This is a genomic window from Methyloradius palustris, assembly GCF_019703875.1.
GTDB classification, from domain to species: domain Bacteria; phylum Pseudomonadota; class Gammaproteobacteria; order Burkholderiales; family Methylophilaceae; genus Methyloradius; species Methyloradius palustris.
The window spans coordinates 1,682,507-1,702,744 of sequence record NZ_AP024110.1; the positions used below are offsets into that span (position 1 = coordinate 1,682,507).

Annotated in this window: 15 protein-coding genes; 3 read left to right on the plus strand and 12 right to left on the minus strand. The window is 46.7% G+C overall.

Features of this window, described 5'->3' with window-relative positions; genetic code table 11:
• Positions 1–5: 5 nt before the first annotated feature.
• The 4 genes from ZMTM_RS08120 to typA form a co-directional block, all read right to left on the minus strand.
• On the minus strand, positions 6–218 hold the full coding sequence (locus tag ZMTM_RS08120) for a hypothetical protein (RefSeq protein WP_221763405.1): 213 nt from the start codon (positions 216–218) through the stop codon (positions 6–8).
• The gene (gene rmuC, locus ZMTM_RS08125; RefSeq protein WP_221763406.1) at positions 215–1,585 is read right to left on the minus strand and encodes a DNA recombination protein RmuC; all 1,371 of its coding nucleotides are present in this window, start codon (positions 1,583–1,585) and stop codon (positions 215–217) included. The genes ZMTM_RS08120 and rmuC overlap by 4 nt, the downstream gene beginning before the upstream one ends.
• 87 nt (positions 1,586–1,672) lie before the next feature.
• Entirely contained in the window at positions 1,673–2,698 is a 1,026-nt protein-coding gene (locus ZMTM_RS08130) for a trypsin-like peptidase domain-containing protein (RefSeq protein WP_221763407.1), read from the minus strand.
• A 187-nt stretch (positions 2,699–2,885) separates the two neighbouring features.
• Entirely contained in the window at positions 2,886–4,694 is a 1,809-nt protein-coding gene (gene typA, locus ZMTM_RS08135) for a translational GTPase TypA (RefSeq protein WP_221765647.1), read from the minus strand.
• A gap of 377 nt (positions 4,695–5,071) precedes the next feature.
• Between typA and ZMTM_RS08140 the strand changes: the two genes are divergently transcribed.
• Both ZMTM_RS08140 and ZMTM_RS08145 read left to right on the plus strand, forming a co-directional pair.
• Complete coding sequence (locus ZMTM_RS08140; protein WP_221765648.1) at positions 5,072–6,607, plus strand: DEAD/DEAH box helicase; 1,536 nt, start codon at positions 5,072–5,074, stop codon at positions 6,605–6,607.
• 14 nt (positions 6,608–6,621) lie between these two features.
• The gene (locus ZMTM_RS08145; protein WP_221763408.1) at positions 6,622–8,067 is read left to right on the plus strand and encodes a DEAD/DEAH box helicase; all 1,446 of its coding nucleotides are present in this window, start codon (positions 6,622–6,624) and stop codon (positions 8,065–8,067) included.
• A gap of 18 nt (positions 8,068–8,085) precedes the next feature.
• Here the strand turns inward: ZMTM_RS08145 and ZMTM_RS08150 are convergent, their stop codons facing one another.
• The 6 genes from ZMTM_RS08150 to ZMTM_RS08175 all read right to left on the minus strand — a co-directional run bounded on the left by ZMTM_RS08150 (position 8,086) and on the right by ZMTM_RS08175 (position 17,223).
• Positions 8,086–8,505, minus strand: coding sequence for a group II truncated hemoglobin (locus ZMTM_RS08150; protein ID WP_221763409.1), 420 nt, complete (start codon positions 8,503–8,505; stop codon positions 8,086–8,088).
• 12 nt (positions 8,506–8,517) lie between these two features.
• Positions 8,518–9,723: a formate-dependent phosphoribosylglycinamide formyltransferase gene (purT, locus tag ZMTM_RS08155; RefSeq protein ID WP_221763410.1), complete on the minus strand. Its 1,206-nt coding sequence runs from the start codon at positions 9,721–9,723 to the stop codon at positions 8,518–8,520.
• 119 nt (positions 9,724–9,842) lie between these two features.
• Entirely contained in the window at positions 9,843–11,276 is a 1,434-nt protein-coding gene (locus ZMTM_RS08160) for a sigma-54-dependent transcriptional regulator (RefSeq protein ID WP_221763411.1), read from the minus strand.
• A gap of 54 nt (positions 11,277–11,330) precedes the next feature.
• On the minus strand, positions 11,331–13,811 hold the full coding sequence (locus ZMTM_RS08165; RefSeq protein WP_221763412.1) for a TonB-dependent receptor: 2,481 nt from the start codon (positions 13,809–13,811) through the stop codon (positions 11,331–11,333).
• A gap of 218 nt (positions 13,812–14,029) precedes the next feature.
• Positions 14,030–16,528, minus strand: coding sequence for an ABC transporter permease (locus tag ZMTM_RS08170; protein WP_221763413.1), 2,499 nt, complete (start codon positions 16,526–16,528; stop codon positions 14,030–14,032).
• Positions 16,528–17,223 carry an ABC transporter ATP-binding protein gene (locus ZMTM_RS08175; RefSeq protein WP_221763414.1) on the minus strand — a complete coding sequence of 232 codons (696 nt, stop codon included), beginning with the start codon at positions 17,221–17,223 and terminating at the stop codon, positions 16,528–16,530. Before ZMTM_RS08175 ends, ZMTM_RS08170 begins: the two co-directional genes overlap by 1 nt.
• A 2-nt stretch (positions 17,224–17,225) precedes the next feature.
• Here ZMTM_RS08175 and ZMTM_RS08180 point away from each other — a divergent pair, with 2 nt between their 5' ends.
• On the plus strand, positions 17,226–17,864 hold the full coding sequence (locus ZMTM_RS08180; protein WP_221763415.1) for an arylesterase: 639 nt from the start codon (positions 17,226–17,228) through the stop codon (positions 17,862–17,864).
• Positions 17,865–17,876: 12 nt separating this feature from the next.
• On the opposite strand, the gene tilS is transcribed toward ZMTM_RS08180, so the two are convergent.
• Positions 17,877–19,178: a tRNA lysidine(34) synthetase TilS gene (gene tilS, locus ZMTM_RS08185; RefSeq protein WP_221763416.1), complete on the minus strand. Its 1,302-nt coding sequence runs from the start codon at positions 19,176–19,178 to the stop codon at positions 17,877–17,879.
• Between the two features lie 80 nt (positions 19,179–19,258).
• Positions 19,259–20,227 carry an acetyl-CoA carboxylase carboxyltransferase subunit alpha gene (locus ZMTM_RS08190; protein ID WP_221763417.1) on the minus strand — a complete coding sequence of 323 codons (969 nt, stop codon included), beginning with the start codon at positions 20,225–20,227 and terminating at the stop codon, positions 19,259–19,261.
• Positions 20,228–20,238 lie beyond the last annotated feature (11 nt).

Below are 20,238 nucleotides of genomic sequence, written 5' to 3' on the forward strand. Positions count from 1 at the left end.
GAGAATTAATCTACTTGGTCGTCCGTATGCAACACATCTGCATCCGTCACTGCGCCGCGTCTGCCGCTCACGGCTTCCGCCAGCAATTGCATGAGCTTGCCCTTGTGCACAGGGTCTTGCAGCAAGCTAGAGCTAAAGGTAATGCCAAATTTACCTGCGTAATGCTGTACCAGCATAATCAGACCAGACTCGTCTTCATCCACATTTATATTGCTCATGCTTCATCCTCTTCTAATTCATTGCCCAGCTCTAAATTTAATAGCTCAGTATCAGGTACAACCTTAGATTCAATTTCACTCGTTAGGTCAACTCGCTCTATCTTGGCAAATCCAGCACTAATCTTTCGGCTAGTGATATGCACGTCATCTACATCTTTATTTGCCATTCGAATATGGTCGGCAAGACTTTTCATTCGCTTATCAAATAAACCGAAATCTTTACCTAATTTACCAAGCTCAGATTGAATAATATGAACTTGCTTACGCATTTCTGTATCTTTTAAAACAGCTCGTGCAGTATTGAGTACGGCCATTAAAGTCGTAGGTGATACCAACCAAACTCGCTTACTCATTGCATAAGTAACAATTTCAGGATGATATGCATGAATCTCTGCAAACACCGCCTCAGCAGGTATGAACATTACCGCACCATCGGCAGTAATATTGGGAATAATGTATTTTCCTGCAATATCATCCACGTGTTTCTTAACATCAGATTTGAATTGCCTTTTTGCAATAGCTCGATCAGCTTCTGCAATACCGACCTCAAACATTCGATGATAGTTCTCGAGCGGGAATTTGGAATCCACGGCTATATTTCCAGTCGGCTCGGGCAGAAAAAGCATACAATCCACCCGCTTATTTTCACCTAAACTGTATTGAAATTCATACGAGTTTGGAGGCAATGAATTTCTCACAAGGCTTTCTAGTTGAACCTCTCCAAAGGCACCACGAGACCTTTTGTCACTCAGTAAATCCTGCAAGCTGACTACATTAGTAGCTAACCCATCAATTTTCTTCTGTGCTTCATCTATTCGAGACAGATGTGTCATTACATCCGTAAAAGTCTGATTAGTTTTCTTGAAACCTTCATCTAGGCGCTCAGACACCTTACCGCCGATCAATTCCAGACGGCCATCAACTGTTTTGGTGAGTGTTTCAATGCTGGCAGTCAGCTGGGATGTGGCTTTGAGCATGGTGTCTTGAATCAGGCTTTGCTCAGCCTTGCCTTGCTCTGCGAGTGTGGTATGCAGTTTTTCAAGCACAGTCTCGCGGGTTTGGGCCAAACCTTCAGCTTGTGAAAGCTTGAGTTGCTGCATGGCATCACGCGTTTCTTTGAGCTCTTGGGCCACTGCAGCACGCAATCGCTCACTACTATCGCTTGAAATCACGTTGAGGCGGTCGCCCAGTTTATTCAGGCCATCATTCAGGTCTAAGAGCATTAGCCTATGTTTTTCTTCTAGCTGTGCCATGACTTGTGACACAAGTTGGCTGGCTGTATCTGGCTGATTTGCATTTTTCCAGAACAACAGCACAAGCAAGCCAAAGGTGGCAATCGCTAAGACAAAGGTAATTGTTTCTATCATAGGCAAAATTATACTCTAAGCTGCACGCAGATAAGCGTGCGCTTGTGCCCGCATGCAGTGAAGCGCTATGAAAACGCGAGCGTATAACTAATGCATCTCGCTCAGATGCGCTATCAAATCCTCTGCCTGGTCTGGATCTATGCCCGCGATAATATCAGCCATGCGTTGTGCCTCGGTTTTATCGCCTGCATCCAAGGCAATCTTGGCGAGTTGAGTATAAGCCTCTATATTCCTGGGGTTTAGATCTGTGGATTTCTTTAGATCAATGATTGCCTGATCTTGATGACTCTGATGATACTCGGCGACGCCCAAGTAAAACCAGGCACTTGCACTATCCGGCTCCTTTTCGCACCAGGCACTGGCCAGCTTAAATAACTCTGACCACTGACTTTGCTGATATGGAATCACAATCTGCATAAAGAATGGTCGTTCATTTTCAGCATAATTCCAGAACGGATTCTCAGTGGCATGCAAGCTTTGCTGCGCTGGCAAATCAAACAGCTTTTTAATCCACTCAACTGGCAGACTATAAAAATATGGTTGCTTTCTACCTGGGCTTTTAAAAGTTGTGATGCCAATCAGGTTAAAGTTTTGATCAAATAGCGCCCCACCACTAGAGCCCTGTGCAAAGGCAGCCGATGAACGGATCACAATGCTTCCATCATAGGGATAAAGCGCGGTAATGGAGCCGTAAGAGACTTGTGGTACTTGCGCGTCATTGGGGTAGCCCAGCAAAAAAATCTCCTGCTCATTCTGCAAATCCTTACTTAATTTCATCGGCACGGGGCTGAGGGGCAATGCCTCGAACTTAAGCAGGCAGAGATCATGTTTCCAATCCGCCTGAAGCGAAACTGGCGCGTAACTCTCTCGTACTTTCTCAATATTAACGCCTACTGCATCTGCCAGCACATGGCAGTTAGTCACCACATAATCCTTCGCAATCACCACACCAGAGCCCGAACCACGACTGCCATTCTTGAATTCAGCATTGACCTGAACGATGGATTCGTTGATCTTGAATATTTCCTCTTGGCTAGGTTGCGCAAAGGTCAGGAGAGGCATAGTGCTGTAAGAAAATAAGGTGAATAAACTAATAGTCAGTGATTTTTTCATGGGTATGTTTTCAAAGTTTTGCCATTAACATTTAAATGCGCTTTATCTACTTCAATAAAGACCCTTAAAAAAGTCGCAGGTTTCAATAGGCCTACTTAATTATCAACCTTCAATAGCAAAATCTAGACAATAAAAAACCCGACAGTGTCGGGTTTTTTATTGAAATACCTTGAAAGCCTAAATCAACTTAGTCTTTAGAAGCACGTTTACGCTCATGCTCAAGCAAGAAGCGTTTACGGATACGAATAGACTTTGGTGTTAATTCGACCAATTCATCGTCGTCAATAAACTCAACGGCTGATTCCAAAGTCAATTGCACAGCTGGTACCAAACGTACTGCTTCATCAGTACCTGATGCACGAACGTTAGTCAGTTGCTTACCTTTCACTGGATTCACAATCAAATCGTTATCACGGCTGTGAATACCGATGACCATACCTTCATACAAACGATCACCTGGGACAGCATACATACGGCCACGATCTTGCAATTTCCACAGCGCGTAAGCCACGGCCTCACCTTGTTCAGATGAGATCAGCACGCCGTTACGACGGCCTGGCATATCAGGTTTAACTGCTGCGTATTCATCAAATATGTGTGCCATCAAGCCTGTACCACGAGTCATGGTCAGGAATTCACTTTGGAAACCGATCAAGCCACGCGCTGGAATCTTGTATTCCAAGCGGGTACGGCCATTGCCGTCAGATTCCATATTCTGCAATTCACCACGGCGGCGGCCCAGCTCTTCCATCACGGTGCCCTGGGTATCATCTTCCAAGTCAACAGTCAGGATTTCATATGGCTCACATTTTTCACCGTTGATTTCACGATATACAACACGCGGTTTACCAACAGCAATTTCAAAACCTTCACGGCGCATATTTTCCAGCAGAATGGTCAAGTGCAACTCACCACGGCCTGAAACACGGAATACGTCAGCATCTTGTGTATCTTCAACGCGCAACGCGACGTTAACTAGCAACTCTTTAGTCAAGCGGTCACGAATCTGGCGGCTGGTAATGAACTTGCCTTCAGTGCCAGCGAGCGGTGATGTGTTCACCATAAAGTCCATCGTCAAAGTTGGCTCATCCACGCCAAGAATTGGCATGCCTACTGGGTTTTCACGATCTGTAATCGTGACGCCAATACCGATTTCATCAATACCAGAGATAATCACGATATCGCCTGCTTCAGCTTCTTCAACTGGCACGCGCTCAAGACCCCTGAAACCCAATACCTGGTTGATACGGCCTGTACCAACTAATTTCTCACCACTCATCACAGAAACGCTTTGGCCAGTTTTGATACGGCCATTCCATACACGGCCAACACCAAGGCGGCCTGTGTAGGTAGAGTAATCTAAAGCTGAAATCTGTAATTGCAACGGTGCATCACTATCGCCTTGTGGCGGCTGCACGTAGCTTAAAATAGTTTCAAATAATGGGCGCATGGTGTCAGATTCAGTTTTCAAATCGAGTTTTGCGTAACCATTTAGTGCAGAAGCATAAACGACAGGGAAATCCAGCTGCTCATCTGTAGCGCCAAGATTAGCGAACAGGTCAAATGTCTGGTTGATCACCCAGTCGGTACGTGCACCTGGACGGTCTACCTTATTAATCACAACAATCGGCTTTAAACCTAGTGCCAATGCTTTCTTGGTTACGAAGCGCGTTTGCGGCATTGGGCCTTCAACCGCATCAACCAGCAACACAACGCCATCCACCATACCTAATACGCGCTCAACTTCACCACCAAAGTCGGCGTGACCTGGGGTATCAACGATATTAATGTGGGTACCTTCAAAGTTAACAGCGGTATTCTTTGCAAGAATAGTAATACCGCGTTCTTTTTCCAGATCGTTGGAGTCCATCACCCGCTCGGTGACGGCCTGGTGGGATGCAAAAGTGCCCGCTTGTTGCAAGAGTTTATCCACCATGGTGGTTTTGCCATGGTCAACGTGGGCGATGATGGCGATATTACGTAGGTTGCGCGACATGAGTTGTTTAGCCGATTCGTTAAAAGGGCGCGATTCTACCACAAAACCTTTGACAATTTCGTGACTATCTATATACTGCGCGCTTCGGTTGATTCAAACCAAAGCAATTTTTAGCAGTATAGACAATTGTTGAATTAGTCGAGATTCATCGCCCTAGCCCTCTCGAAGCCCATTGCAGTTTTTGCGGCTCTCTAGTTTTTACCGGTTAGTGGCTATGCCCGTGCGCCGGTAAATACCTACGAAATATTCATAAGAAATTTTCATGGTTTGCGCTTTATGTTGCCTGTTGCAACAATATGAGCCTGCTTGCGCCCTTTTAGTTTTGTTCCTTGAAAGGGAAAATTGTGTCTTTACAAAACGTATCTGTTGAAACCCCTATTAATTCTGAATCGCAAGATCTAGCTGCCACACAAGACAGCGGCTTTGCGAATTTAAACCTGCATCCATCACTGCTGCGTGCATTGATTGAAGCTGGTTACAACACCCCAACCCCTATTCAGGCTCAGGCAATTCCTGAAGTTCTGGCTGGCCATGACTTGATGGCTTCAGCACAAACTGGCACCGGCAAGACCGCTGCTTTTACCCTGCCAGCACTTAACCTGCTTGCAACCCCACACCCATTAAACAGCCGTGGCCCACGTATCCTAGTGTTAGTACCTACCCGTGAATTGGCTGCTCAAGTAAATGAAGCTGCACGTAAATATGGCAAATTCATCCGCGCACGTACTGTAAGTATTGTTGGCGGTATGCCTTACCCACTGCAAAACAAATTATTGTCACAACCTTTAGATATTCTGGTGGCAACGCCTGGTCGCTTGCTGGATCACATGGAACGTGGCCGTATTGATATGACCCGTTTGCAAATGCTGATTCTTGATGAAGCCGATCGTATGTTGGACATGGGCTTCATGCCTGATGTAGAACGTATCTGTAATGCATTACCAGCTACCCGTCAAACATTGCTGTTCTCAGCAACGCTGGATGGCAACATTGGCCGTATCGCTCACCAGATTCTGCGTAACCCTAAGACTATCCAGGTTGCTGCACAAAAAGAAAAACATGCAAACATCGAACAACGCCTGCATTTCGTTGACGACATGACCCACAAGAACAAATTGCTTGAGCATCTGTTGATTGCTCCTGATGTTAATCAAGTAATCGTATTCACTTCAACCAAGCGTCATGCTGATTTGTTGGCTGAAGATTTATATGCTGCTGGCCATAAAACTGCTGCATTGCACGGCGATATGACCCAAGGTGCACGTAACCGCACATTGACCAAGCTGCGTCATGGCGATGTTAAGGTACTTGTAGCGACTGACGTTGCTGCTCGCGGTATTGACGTACAAGGCATTACACACGTTATCAATTACGACTTGCCTAAATTTGCAGAAGATTATGTTCACCGTATTGGCCGTACTGGTCGTGCTGGTAACACAGGCATTGCAGTTTCATTTGCATCACATGCTGATCGTCATCAAGTACGCAAGATTGAGCAATTCACTGGCCAACGCCTTGAAGCTACTGTAATCGCTGGTTACGAGCCAAAACGCCCTGCGCCAAGAACAGATGGTGCTGAACGTTCAAGCCGTCCTTCAAACAACCGTAGTGGTCGTAGCGATAGCCGTCCAAGCAATGGTCGTCCAGGTGATCGTAATGCTGGTAGCAGCCGTCCTTATGGTGACCGTAGTGCTCAACCTGGCAGCAACACTGGTTTTAAACCACGTAGCGCTGCACCGACTGGTCATGGCTACAGAGGCGACAGCCAACCAGCTGGCCGTTCAGAAGGTAACCGCGATGCAAACCGTGGCAGCAGCTTTGCTAACCGCAACGATGACAACCGTGGTAACCGCAGCAATGCTGAAAGAAACCAAGGCAATGGCGCAGCACGTCGTCCACGTACATTTGCTTAATTAGCCTATTAAATATGACAGACTCAGTGAATCAAGCAGTGAATGCCGAACCAGTGAATGTTGAACTGGTGACTGAAATCCACTTTTCAGATTTAGGCCTCGCGCCTGAACTGCTGAAAGCCCTCACTGAGTCTGGTTATACCAAACCCACTCCAATTCAAGCGCAAGCAATTCCGATTGCGCTTGAAGGCGGAGACCTCATGGCTGGCGCACAAACAGGTACAGGTAAAACTGCTGCTTTTGCGTTGCCACTCTTACAAAAACTGTTGCCGCTTGCTAGCAGCAGTGCATCACCTGCCCGCCACCCTGTGCGCGCCTTGATTCTTGCGCCTACGCGCGAATTGGCGATCCAGGTTGAAGAAAGTGTCAAAGCCTACGCAAAACATACGCCCTTGCGTTCATTGGTAGTATTTGGCGGCGTTGATATCAAAACGCAAACACCAAGCCTGATGCGCGGTGTTGAAGTGTTAGTCGCGACCCCTGGCCGCCTGCTCGACCATATTGAGCAACGTACGGTGCAACTTGGTCAAGTACAGATGCTGGTGCTCGATGAGGCAGACCGCATGCTGGACATGGGCTTTATGCCTGACCTAAAGCGTATTTTGGCAATGCTGCCAAAACAGCGTCAGACACTGATGTTTTCGGCAACCTTCTCTAAAGAAATCAAAAAACTCTCAGAAGAGTTTTTAAATAATCCCAAACTCATTGAAGTGGCGCGTAGTAATGCCACTTCTGAAAATGTGACTCAAAAAGTATATCTGGTCGCACAAACACATAAGCACGCCCTGCTAACAAAAATTTTAAAGGGTAGCGATGCTTCACAAGTCATCGTATTCACCAAAACCAAACTGACTGCCAGCCGTTTAGCCAAGCAATTACAACGTGAAGGCATCTCAGCAGATGCGATTCATGGCGATAAAAGCCAGCTCGAACGCATGCAAGCGCTAGAAGCTTTCAAGCAAGGCACCATTGCCATACTGATTGCGACCGATGTCGCTGCACGTGGCCTGGATATTGATCACCTGCCTATGGTGATTAACTATGAAATCCCTAGCGCACCAGAAGATTACGTACACCGCATAGGCCGCACAGGCCGTGCTGGCAAGTCTGGTATTGCGATTTCACTGGTAGCGCCAGAAGAAGAAAAGTACCTCAAAGAAATCGAAAAACTGATCAAGCGCCAAATTACGCCTGAGCAAACGTTTGTGCCTGAAACGTCTGCAACTAGCCAATCAAGCTCAAGAGAGAGTGTTACTGATAATAGAAGCAGCCGCGGCAGCAATGAAACTCGCGCTAGTTCACCACGCCCAGCTCCTAAAAAGAAAAGCACTGATGAATGGTTCGACAAGCCTTACGAACCTTCAAGTAGCGCAAATAATGCACAACAGCTCAATCGTGTTGGCAGCAAACCAAAAACCGAGGTTGCTGCCTTATTAGGTGGCTTACAGCGCAGAAACTAGCTAATGACTGCTGGAGGTTTATCCTTCAGCCTGTTTGTTACGCATAAAGTCAGCCACGCCCCACAACGCTTCTGCCAGCTTCACCATCACAGGCTCTTCCAGCTGAATCAAGTGCATAGCACGCACCATGCAATACATCCATTGATCTCTTTCTGACTCACCTATCGTAAATGGCAAATGCCTTGCCCTAAGCTTAGGATGGCCGTAGCGCTCGATATAGAGTTGCGGGCCGCCAGTCCAGCCCGTCAGGAACATAAACAATTTTTCGCGTGACGATGTGAGGTCGGCTGGATGGAACGCCCGAATCCCCGCTGCTTTAGGGTCGGTATCCATCACATCATAAAAATGTTCGACTAATGTCCGTATCTGCTCAACACCGCCTAAAAGCTCAAAGAACGTATTGGTGCTACTGCCAATCTCACCGATTTTATTGATCATTTTGCTAATTCGTTATTTAGATAAATCAACGGTCTTGACCAGGCTGGCTGCTTTTTTAGCGCGTACACGGGCTTCACCTACATCATCGGCAATGGCTAAAGCCACACCCATACGACGCCGCACAAATGATTCAGGTTTACCGAATAGTCGAATATCAGCTTCTGGTACTGATAGCGCAGCTTCCAGCCCTTCATAAGCCAGATTAGTGCTATCCACACCACCATAAATCACTGCGCTTGCACCCGCAGACTTAAGTGAAACATCAACAGGCAAGCCGAGAATAGCGCGTGCATGCAACTCAAACTCATTGAAGCGCTGGCTGGCCATGGTAACCATGCCAGTATCATGCGGGCGCGGGCTGACTTCCGAAAACCAAACTTGGTCACCACTCACAAATAACTCAACACCAAATAGACCAAGTCCGCCTAAGCTATCTGTGACAGCTTTAGCAATGCGTTGTGACTCTAGTTTGGCCTTTGCTGACATTGCTTGCGGTTGCCAACTTTCGATGTAATCTCCTTTTTCCTGTACATGGCCGATAGGCTCGCAGAAATGGGTTTCTATTTCGCCCTTAGCGCCCTTAGCGCGCACCGTCAGCAAGGTAATTTCATAATCAAAATTAATCTGGCCTTCCACAATCACCACGCCCTGATTCACACGCCCAGCACTTGCAGCATATTCCCACGCTGCAGCGACTTGTGAGGCATCAGTTAAGCGTGATTGGCCTTTGCCTGACGATGACATGGTAGGTTTGATAAAACAGGGGTAACCGATGCCACCATCAATCGCCTGCTGCAAAGCCTCTAAACTATTGGCAAAAGCATAAGGTGAAGTTGGTAGCTTGAGCTCTTCTGCGGCCAACCTGCGAATGCCTTCACGGTTCATGGTGAGTTGTACGGCTTTGACTGTGGGAATCACTGTAGCAAGACCTTGCTGCTCAATCTCAGCCAAGGTTGAGGTATTGAGTGCTTCGATTTCAGGGACAATCAGATGCGGACGCTCTTGCTCGACGAGTTTTTTCAGTGCATTGCCATCGGTCATGTCAATCACATAAGCGCGATGTGCGACTTGGTGGCCAGGCGCATTGGCGTAACGATCTACGGCAATTACTTCTACGCCCAAACGCTGCAATGCAATGATGACTTCTTTACCTAATTCACCACTGCCGAGCAACATTACACGCGTGGCATTAGGGCTTAAAGGGGTACCAATTCTCATGACCAGCTCCGAATGAATTCTGATATTTGCCTCTTGGTGAAGCTCAAGTGCAAATCTTTCAGAATTTTATCATGCCAGCCATGGCCTTTAGGCATTGGCGTTCGTTGCAAGCGTCTAAATCAGGATTTAATGCCGTGCTTTTCCATACGATAACGCATCGCCATACGGGTTATTCCGAGTAGGCGAGCCGCTTCAGAAACATTATTGCCAGATTGCTTGAGTGAGTTTTCTATCAACATCTTTTCTGCTGAATCAAGCGTGACCAGCGAAGGCGCTTGTGGAGCAGGACGAATATCCAGCGGCTCAACATTGGTGTGAAATTGAGTGGGTTGAATCGCCAATGCCAAATCATCTGCGGTGACTTCCACGCCACTACTTAGCAATACCGCACGGCTAATCTGGTGACGTAACTCACGGACATTGCCAGGCCAGTTGTAGCGGCGTAGCAACTGCATGGCCTCATGTGAAAAGTAGCGCTTTGGTAAGCCATAACGGCGTTCTGTCTGCGTAGCAAAATGGCGGCTTAACAGCACAACATCGTCACCGCGTTCACGCAGTGGCGGCATCATGATATTCAACACATTCAAGCGATAATACAGGTCACTGCGAAAGCGTCCCTCAAGTACCATGGCATGTAAATCACGGTTAGTGGCCGCGACAAACCTTGCTAGCACTGGCCTTTCTTTAGTTGAGCCTACACGGCGCACCATACGGCGCTCTAATACATTTAATAGCTTGGCTTGGAGCGCGAGTGGCAACTCCCCTACTTCATCTAAAAACAGTGTGCCGTCTTCCGCTGCCTCAATTAAACCTACACGTTGGCCTTGAGCACTGGTAAAAGCGCCTTTCTCATGGCCAAATAATTCACTTTCAATCAATTCTGAAGGTAAGGATGCGCAATCCACATGCACAAATGGGCGGTCATTCTGCTCACACATTTGGTGTAAAAGTCTGGCCACCACATCTTTACCTGTGCCCGTTTCACCATTGATCAATACGGTTGGTGGTACGGCATCACCAATCGCAACGAGTTGGGCAATACGTTTCACCTGCATTTTCACGCTGGCAATCGCTGGGCTTTCGCCCAGCATCTCTACGCCTTCAGCTTCATGCGCATTGCGTTGGCGTGAATAATCCAGATGTGTCTTGAGCTTGGTTGCACCTTCAGCTTTTTCAACAATCAGCAGTAACTCTTCGAGATCGATAGGCTTCTTGAGGTAATCGATCGCGCCCAGTTTCATGGCGTTTACTGCATCATTCAACTCACCATAAGCGGTCATCACAATCACAGAAATACCTTGTGATATAAATTCCGCGAGCAAATCCAGGCCATTGCCATCAGGTAGACGCATATCAAGCAGTGCCATATCAGGCTGAAACTGCTTGGCGATAGCGCGACCATCAGCAATGGTTTCGGCATGCTCGCACTCATAGCCAGCTTTTTGGAGCCGCTTGGCTACGGCGCGTGCAAACAGAACTTCATCTTCCACCAGCAACACTCGTAGCAGCGTTGTGTTAAACCTTGTATTCACTGCAGCAGGTGGCTTCGTCATAGTATTCGCATGCAATTGCATTACCTATTTATTATTCAGTACTTCGTTTGCAGCTTAATCGTTATCGGTTTTTAGTGCTGTTTTTGCTCCGCCGAACTCCCAACGAACACCAATCCAACCTGTTCTAGGGGCACCTGGGGCCAAGAATGTCTCGCCAACAGTTGTCGAATTAAGATTAGCTCCATTTGGAACTAGCATATAACTACCCGTTGAAGGACTAAATGGACTAGCGCCCAACTGGCCTGCAGTTGCGTATTCTTTATCAAGAAGATTATCAATACGACCAAACACTTTCCAGGAGTTGTTGATATTGAACGCTGCTGTCAGATTCACTATTGCATATCCGCCCACTTTGCCATCACCCAGATAAACGCTACCAGACTCATGCTGATTGTTCTCGTTGCCACGTACATAAGAGCCTGAGATAGCCAGCAAGTCAGCACCAACAGAAAACCTTGGAGTCACTCTATAATCTGAGTAGAGCTTAAAGATATTACGTGGCACTAGAGGGATTCGATCACCTTTGCTGACGTTGATTTGTCCGTTTGCATCCGCAGAGCTATTAGCTTCACTCGTGAACGTGTCATTCTGTTGGTAAGTGGCATCCAAGAAGGTATAGTTTGCGCCGATTGATAAGTCATCGAATTGTGCTTTTAACCCACTTTCAAAACCCCGACGCCTTGTCTCCCCAAAATTCTTGAAATAGCCAAGTCCAGGAGTACTAGCACTGCTGACGAACAGAATATCATTTTCATTGGTCGCATTAAATACACCAGCATTCCATGAGAACGTACGATCAAGCCTCCCTCTCAAACCAGCTTCCCATGTTTTGGTAACAACCTGTTTAAGTGAAGGATCACCCGCCATTGAGTTAGGTAATTTACAAGCATTGTCAGGATTTGCACAGCCTAATTCGATTGATGTTGGAGCACGACTTCCCTCGTTATATCCAAAATAAGAGTTCAAATTTTTATTAATATCAAAGGCTAAACCAATAGCTGGATTAATACGGTTAAACGTATGATCCCCAGTCAAAGAATCTGGATTAGATGCATCAGGAATTAAACCATCCTTATTCTGCACTCGTACATAGTTATACCTTGCAGATCCAGTTAAATGAAGCCTATCTGTAAGAGACAAAGTATCAGTTGCATATAAGCTCCATGTGTATGTCTTACCACTCAGATTTACACGTCGATCATCTGGGTCGCCATCAATTTCAAATCCCATACCATTTGTCGGATCTGCGTAGTAGCCAGTACCTACCAAACCTCTGTCTGCTGTCAAATTAGCAAATTCAGCAGATTGGCTATAACTACTCTTACTGTAATCAAATCCAGATCCGACTATGTATTTATTATCGAAACTAAATAATTTATCAGCAACCTCTACCTGACCAAAAATCCCCATGTTTTCTTGGTCAATACTGCCACGATTAATTAAGCCAGCGCACTTCTCACCTGGCTCACCGCCTGGAATCAATGCAGCACCTGCGCCAGTAGTAGCACATCGTAAATTACCCGCTGCAGATCGACGAATTGCCTCCCCTAAACCACCAATATCATCAGGCAAGGAGTCATCATTAATATCACCGTTATATGTGGCGGTTTTGATTTTTCTATAATAAGTATTACCAGAGAAAGAAACGCTGTCAGTGAAATAATGGGCTAACTGCAAATTCACAAAGTTAGATTCATTCTTGGTGTTGTCTGGATATGTAAATACACTACTGTAGTCACGCTTCAGAAAACTCTCGGGCTGTAAACCATTGCCATTGAGATTCGTATTGGCATAAGAGTATGTCAACTTCAAATCTGTCTTTTCACCTTGCCAGCCTACTTTTCCGAATAACTGTGAAGCTTCGGATTGCGATTGGTCACGCCATCCATTTTCATCAAAATAGGTTCCTGACACGAACCAATCAAGACTGTCTTTTGAGCCACCATATTCGAATTCTGAAGTTTTTCTGCCATAGGAGCCAAAAGTAGTTTGAACTGCGCCACCTGGATAGTCACGGCCATTTTTTGTCTGAATTGAGAGTGCACCGCCCAATGTGTTTAGACCAAACAATGGATTAGAACCAGGCATGATTTGCATACCAGCTATCGCATTTTTAGGAATCAAATCCCAACTCACAACATCTCCAAACGGCTGATTCATACGTACACCATCCATATATATGGAAAGTCCTTGGGGAGTGCCTAGTAAGGGTGATGCAGTAAATCCTCGGTAATTCACATCAGGTTGCAATGGATTATTCTGTATCTCGTTTATATAAACACTTCCCATATGCTTATTTAAATAATCAGTAACATCCAGCGCCTGTGAGCTCTTAATATCATCAGCTTTGACAGTTTGAACATTTGAAGGGATTTGATTAACAGGAATACCAACTGATGGTAATGGTGTACTGCTAATAACCTCTATTTTCTCAACATTGATATCATCTGCGAAGACCGCAAATGAGATAATGCTAATTGACGTAGCTATAAGTGATCCAACCAATTTCTTATGAAATGGAAATTTGTAATGCATGTAATGCTCCCCCAGATATAAATCTACATTAAATATGTGCTACTTATCTAGGTAATACATATCAAGTTCCATGCCTAAATTAGCACCAATATAAATATCCATAATAATCAGTAATTAACAGACACGGAACAATTTAGAGGAGAAGTGTATCTGGTTGTTATGGTTGTTTACAACCAGATTATTGGCTATATACAACCAATTTAAACCACAGCAACCAATTAAATGCTATCCAGTAGATTTCTTGGTGGCTGATTAAGAAAACCACGCACTGCAAGCCATGCAGCTAAGGGAACGAGCAGGATTGAGCCAATTAGGGCCAATAGGGATGTGTGCCAGTTAAACGTATAGGGAATGCCTAATGTTTGGGTACTGATGTACCAAGCAAGGCCACTTGCCGTGAGTGTAGCTACCATGGCCGATATGAGGCCAATACTCAGGAATTCTGCCAGCACTGCCGCTGTAACCTGCTTGCGCGATGCACCGAGTACGCGGAGTAAAGTAGCTTCACGAATACGCTCTGCCCGCGTAGCAATGAGTGCGGCATACAGCACAGCAATGCCCGCCAGTAAGCTAAAAGCAAACACATACTCAATCGCATGGGTCATTTTGGTGATGATTTGCTGCACCTGGTCAAGCAAAGCTGCGATATCAATAACAGTGATATTGGGAAAGCGCTTTACCAGCCTATTGAGTATTTCTTCTTGTCCTTTTTCAAGGTGCAAACTGGTAATGTAACTTGCCGAAAAATCCTCCAGCAAGCCTGGCGGCGTGACCGCAAAGAAATTGGTGCGCATGGTATCCCACTCTACTTTGCGCAAGCTGCTGACGGTTAAATCCAGATCTCTGCCGCCTATATTGTAGGTGAGCACATCGCCCAGCTTTAATTTAAGGGATTCAGCGATGCCTTTCTCCAGTGAAAGCATAGGTTTGCCTGCGTCGGTTTTTGCCCACCACTGACCTGCCACGATTTTATTATCCTGTTGCATATTTTCAGCCCAGGAAAGGTTGAATTCGCGTTCAGCTAAACGTTTAGCCTCATCTTTATATTGGCTGGTATCTAGAGGCTGATGGTTAATCGCCAGCAAACGCGCACGTACCATGGGCGACATTTCTACGCCATCAACACCTGAATCACTTAGAAACTGCTTTATATCGCTGATTTGCGCAGGCTGGATGTTGATCATAAAACGATTAGGCGCATCTGCAGGTAAAGATGCCTGCCAACTATGCAGCAAGTCACCCCGCACCAATGCCAAGAGTATCAACGCCATGAGGCCTAGACTAAAGCCCAGCACTTGCGCAATCGTCATCCCAGGGCGTCGCTTCATGGCAGCAAGGCCGAGCTTCCACGCGCTGCTATTCGCTTCGGGCAAGCGTTGTAAACCCTTACTGGCCAGCCATGCTAATAACCCTGTCACAAACACTAAACCCAACAAGCCAAGTAAGGTAGCCGCGCCTAATTTAAAGTCGCCAGCATTCCAGAATATCAAGCCTGCCAGCACTAATAGCGCGGGTATAAAACTCAGCCAGTTCGCCACATCAAAATCACCAAGGTCGCGGCGCAAGATGCGCAGCGCTGGCACATGCTGTAAACGGCGTAAATGCGGCCAGACAACAGCCAGCATGGCCGCAAAGCCTGTAACCATGCCAGCCAATACAGGCATTAAGCTGGGCGGCGGTAATGTCTCCACGAATAAGCGACCAGCAAATGATGCCAAACCTGCTTGTGCAGCATAGCCCAACAAACACCCAACCAGGCTGCCAGTGAGCGCTAGCAACATAGTCTGCCAAAGCAATATCTGCATGATGAGTTTCTTGGTCGCGCCAAAACACCGCATCAATGCATAAGTATCGAGGCTGCTTTGTATGCAAGGCAGGCTGGCGAGAAACATGGCAACCATAGCTAGCATGACGCCAACCATTGCGGCCAAGCCCAAGAACTGCTCGGCTTTATCGCGTGCACTTCTAATTTCGGGGCGTGCCGAACGCAAGTCTTCAATGCGTTCACTTGGTAGTAGCTGTGGCTTGGCCCAAGCAGCGTAATCTACAATCTCTGTTCTATCTGCAGCGAGCAGTAATTGATAACGTGCGCGACTACCAAACTGGATTAGCCCAGTGGATGCCACATCAGCCTGATTCATGAGCAAGCGCGGTGCAATATTGAACATATTACCGCCACGCGAAGGTTCGTTTTGCAGGAATGCACTAACTTGCAATTTAAGTTTCCCTAGCTCAACCATATCGCCAATTTTCAAGTCCAAGATTTGCGCTAGGCGAGGCGCTATCCAGACTGAACCGGGCGCAGGAATTGAAGCAGCTTGCGATTTTGCACTGACGCCACCGCCAATCGCTTGCTGGCTAACAGTAAGGTCACCTCTTAGCGGGAAACCTTGCCCAACCGCTTTAATCTCGGCAAGTTGGCTCGCATCTGCATGAATTACCATACTAGGAAATTCTAGCGAGCTAGTGGTTTGCAGTTTACGTTTTTGCGCTTCCTTCAAATATTGCTCTGGCAATGCGTGGTCGGCATTGATCACCAGATCAGCGCCTAGCAGCTGGCCGCCCTGGCTATTGATGCTGCCCTGAATCCGGTCGGTAAAGAAACCAACTGAAGTAGTTGCAGTGATCGCCAATACTAGTGCCAGCAATAACACTCTTACTTCGCCTGCCTGCCAATGGCTGCGTAATTGCCTTAATGCAAGTGTGAAAGCCAACATCAGGCGCCTGCCTCAATATCAGCTTCTGTGAAATGGCCACTTTTTAAGTGCAATATTCGTTCACACCGCTTAGCCAGAGTCATGTCATGCGTCACCAATACCAGTGTTGTATTGGCGACCTCATTCAAGCTGAACAGTAGATCAATAATGCGCTCACCCGTCACAGCATCCAGATTGCCTGTAGGCTCATCTGCAAAGAGAATCGCGGGTTTAGGCGCAAACGCACGGGCTATCGCCACCCGCTGCTGCTCACCTCCTGACAATTGTTTTGGATAGTGCGTTAGCCGATCTGCCAGACCCACCTTTTCCAAGGCTTCCAGAGCGATAGCCCTTGCGTTTGCTTTGCCTGTTAACTGCAATGGCAACATCACATTTTCCAGCGCGGTGAGCGAGGGTAATAACTGAAAAGATTGAAAGACAAAGCCCATATATTTGGCACGTAACGCAGCACGGCCATCTTCATCTTGTGCGCTAATGTTTTCCTGACTGATGAGGACTTTTCCAGAGGTTGGGCTGTCCAACCCTGCCAGCAAGCTCAGCAAGGTAGATTTTCCCGAGCCAGAGCTGCCAACAATGGCAACACGTTCGCTATGACTAATTGCAAGATTCAGTTTGGATAAAATCGATAGTTCGTTACCATTACTACTGACTGTTTTACTTAACTCAATTGCTTCAACGGCCAAAGGTGTTTGCATCAATGAAATTCCGCTTTCTATTAGTATTCTTACTTTTAACTATGTATTCAGCTGCTAATGCTGCTACACCTACAATATTAGTCTTTGGCGATAGCTTATCCGCCGCTTATGGCATTCCACGCGAACAAGGTTGGGTGAATCTGTTACAACAACGACTGCAAAAACAGGCTTCAAACATTCAAGTTGTTAATGCCAGCATCAGCGGCGAAACTACTGCTGGCGGAGTAAGCCGCATTGAAGCCACATTAAAACAACATCAACCACAATTAGTCATTATTGAGCTTGGTGCGAATGACGGTTTGCAAGGTTTGTCGCTGGTCGATATGCAAGCGAACCTTACCACTATGATCACGGCGAGCCAGAAATACAAAGCGACTGTGATGCTGGCCGGAATGATGATTCCACCTAATTACGGCATGCCATACACGCAAGAGTTCAAAGCTACGTATGAAAAACTTGCAAAACAATACAAATTAGCACTCGTGCCTTTTTTGCTTGAGGGCGTCGCAGGTAATCCTGCACTGAGCATTGAAGATGGTCTGCACCCCAATGTGAAAGGCCAGCTAATTGTGCTTGAAAATGTGTGGACAGTACTTAAGCCTACGTTACTCAAGGTACATCTACTGAAAGCGGCTAATTAAAGCCGCGTCACCTTAACTGTGTAAAGACACCACCAAGCCTGGCTCATCTTCACGCGCCTGTAATTCACATGCAACGCCAATGCCAGGCACAATCGCTAAAGTCTCATCCCAATAAATCAGCGGTAGATGTTCACGCTGCCAGGGAGGAATATGCGCTTCCTGCAATAAATGTTTAAGGGTGCGCGTAGGCCTTGCCCAGTCTGGCTTGAAGCGCTCACCACCCACACGGTGAGATACTCTGAGCTTATTGATGCCTAAACGCTCCGCAGCTAATCCAGCCCCCGATTTTCTTTCAAACAATAAGCGACTACCATCGGGCAACACCAACTCAGCTTCACCCTGCCAGATCATTGCAATCGGTAATGCTTCGGCATTCTTTTGTATGTAGGCCATGCCTTGATAGCGCCTCAGCCAGATATCATTCTGCGCATCTACCGCCACTTTAAGTGCAGCATCTGATTTTGCACTGAGTAGCTGGTGCAGCATTTCTTGCAGGCGGTTGGTATTGGGCAAAGGCTGCTCTTGTTGAGCGAGCCACCAGCGCAAAAGATTACGTGCTCGCGCGTCAGAAAGCTGTGATAAAGCGGCTACATCAATTTGGTGATGCGCAATTGTTCTCGCATCCAAGGATGCAAGCTCATCAAGCAAAGCTGAAGCCTCAGCAAGATGCGAGGCCGAACGGGCAAGATTTTGGCTAACAGCAGGGAATCTCTGCGTTAGAACTGGCAATATCTGATGACGACAGAAGTTACGATCGTAATGTTCGTCTTCATTACTTTCATCTTCTATCCACGCTAGATCGTGTGCTGTGGCATATGCCTCCAACTGATGACGCAGAACATCCAGCAATGGTCTTAGCAGGCGACGTTTTTGATCAATAGCTGCCATGGCTGCCAGTCCTTTGGCGCCCGCCCCACGAAGTAATTGCAGAAGTAATGTTTCTGCTTGGTCATCTTGGTGATGAGCGAGAACAATTTGATCTTGACCGCTGTTTTCAATTAAAGCTTTATAACGCGAATTCCTGGCTGCCGCCTCGATACCCAAGCCACTATCCAAAGGCACTTTGACATAGATGACATCAATGGGAATGTCGATTTCATTGCAGATTGTTCGACAGAATTCTGCCCACTTCTCGGCATTCGGGCTTAAACCATGATGCACATGAACCGCCCGTAGCTTGAAGCCAATGTTTTTTTGTTGGGATGCGAGTAAATGTAATAAAACGCGAGAGTCCAAGCCGCCGCTAAGTGCAAGAACTAGCGTTTGACCTTTTAATTCAAGTGGCTGAATAAAGTCAGCTATGTGTAATTGCAAGCAACTTATTTGATTAGCAGAGTCCGCAAGGTCGTGAATGCCAGACTTATGCTCATACTGCTTGGTTTTGACAGTCTGTTTTATTTGACGGCTACTTCTTTGAACTGGCCATAACTCATCAGACGCTCGAAGCGAGCTGCAAGCAAGTCTTCAGTAGATTTAACAGTTAGCCTTGCAAGCTCATCGGCAATGCTTCTACGCAAGGTTTGCATAATGATTTCTGGCGCACGGTGTGCACCGCCCAATGGCTCTGCCACAATGCGATCAATCAGTCCCATAGTTTTCAAGCGTGTGGATGTAATTGCCAGAGTTTCTGCGGCCACTGATGCTTGGTCTGCACTCTTCCACAGAATAGAAGCACAACCTTCTGGTGAAATAACAGAGTAAGTAGAATATTGCAGCATCATCAGGTGATCGACCACACCCAGAGCCAGCGCACCGCCGGAACCACCTTCGCCGATAATCACACCGATAATCGGTGTTTTCAACTCAGCCATCACATATAGATTACGGGCAATGGCTTCAGACTGGCCACGCTCTTCTGCACCAATGCCTGGGTAAGCACCCGGGGTATCAATCAGCGTGATGATCGGCAGGCCAAACTTCTCTGCCAAACGGTACAAACGCAAAGCCTTGCGATAGCCTTCAGGGCGCGGCATGCCAAAATTTCGATGCTGGCGCTCTTTTACATCGCGACCTTTTTGATGGCCAATCACCATCACAGATTGCCCATCAAAGCGTGCAATACCGCCAACAATGGCCGGATCATCACCAAAGGCACGGTCACCGTGCAATTCGTGGAAATCAGTAAATATCCCTTGAATATAATCCAGCGTATAAGGCCGTTGTGGGTGGCGGGAAACTTGCGAAATCTGCCATGCAGTTAATTTGCTGTAGATTTCTTTAGTCATCGTCTGGTTTTTTTGTTGTAGACGATCAATTTCTTCAGAAATATCCAGTGCAGAATCATCCTGCACATAGCGCAGCTCTTCGATCTTTGCATCGAGCTCGGCTATCGGTTGTTCAAAATCGAGAAAACTGGTTTTCATGCATTCGGCCT

Bases quoted from the DNA above. Each gene is read 5' to 3' on its own strand.
- purT (WP_221763410.1), bottom strand. From the start codon at position 9,723: ATGAGAATTGGTACCCCTTTAAGCCCTAATGCCACGCGTGTAATGTTG.
- typA (WP_221765647.1), bottom strand. From the start codon at position 4,694: ATGTCGCGCAACCTACGTAATATCGCCATCATCGCCCACGTTGACCAT.
- ZMTM_RS08170 (WP_221763413.1), bottom strand. From the start codon at position 16,528: ATGTTGGCTTTCACACTTGCATTAAGGCAATTACGCAGCCATTGGCAG.
- ZMTM_RS08180 (WP_221763415.1), top strand. From the start codon at position 17,226: ATGAAATTCCGCTTTCTATTAGTATTCTTACTTTTAACTATGTATTCA.
- ZMTM_RS08120 (WP_221763405.1), bottom strand. From the start codon at position 218: ATGAGCAATATAAATGTGGATGAAGACGAGTCTGGTCTGATTATGCTG.
- ZMTM_RS08165 (WP_221763412.1), bottom strand. From the start codon at position 13,811: ATGCATTACAAATTTCCATTTCATAAGAAATTGGTTGGATCACTTATA.
- ZMTM_RS08130 (WP_221763407.1), bottom strand. From the start codon at position 2,698: ATGAAAAAATCACTGACTATTAGTTTATTCACCTTATTTTCTTACAGC.
- ZMTM_RS08160 (WP_221763411.1), bottom strand. From the start codon at position 11,276: ATGACGAAGCCACCTGCTGCAGTGAATACAAGGTTTAACACAACGCTG.
- ZMTM_RS08190 (WP_221763417.1), bottom strand. From the start codon at position 20,227: ATGAAAACCAGTTTTCTCGATTTTGAACAACCGATAGCCGAGCTCGAT.
- rmuC (WP_221763406.1), bottom strand. From the start codon at position 1,585: ATGATAGAAACAATTACCTTTGTCTTAGCGATTGCCACCTTTGGCTTG.
- ZMTM_RS08150 (WP_221763409.1), bottom strand. From the start codon at position 8,505: ATGATCAATAAAATCGGTGAGATTGGCAGTAGCACCAATACGTTCTTT.
- ZMTM_RS08175 (WP_221763414.1), bottom strand. From the start codon at position 17,223: ATGCAAACACCTTTGGCCGTTGAAGCAATTGAGTTAAGTAAAACAGTC.
- ZMTM_RS08145 (WP_221763408.1), top strand. From the start codon at position 6,622: ATGACAGACTCAGTGAATCAAGCAGTGAATGCCGAACCAGTGAATGTT.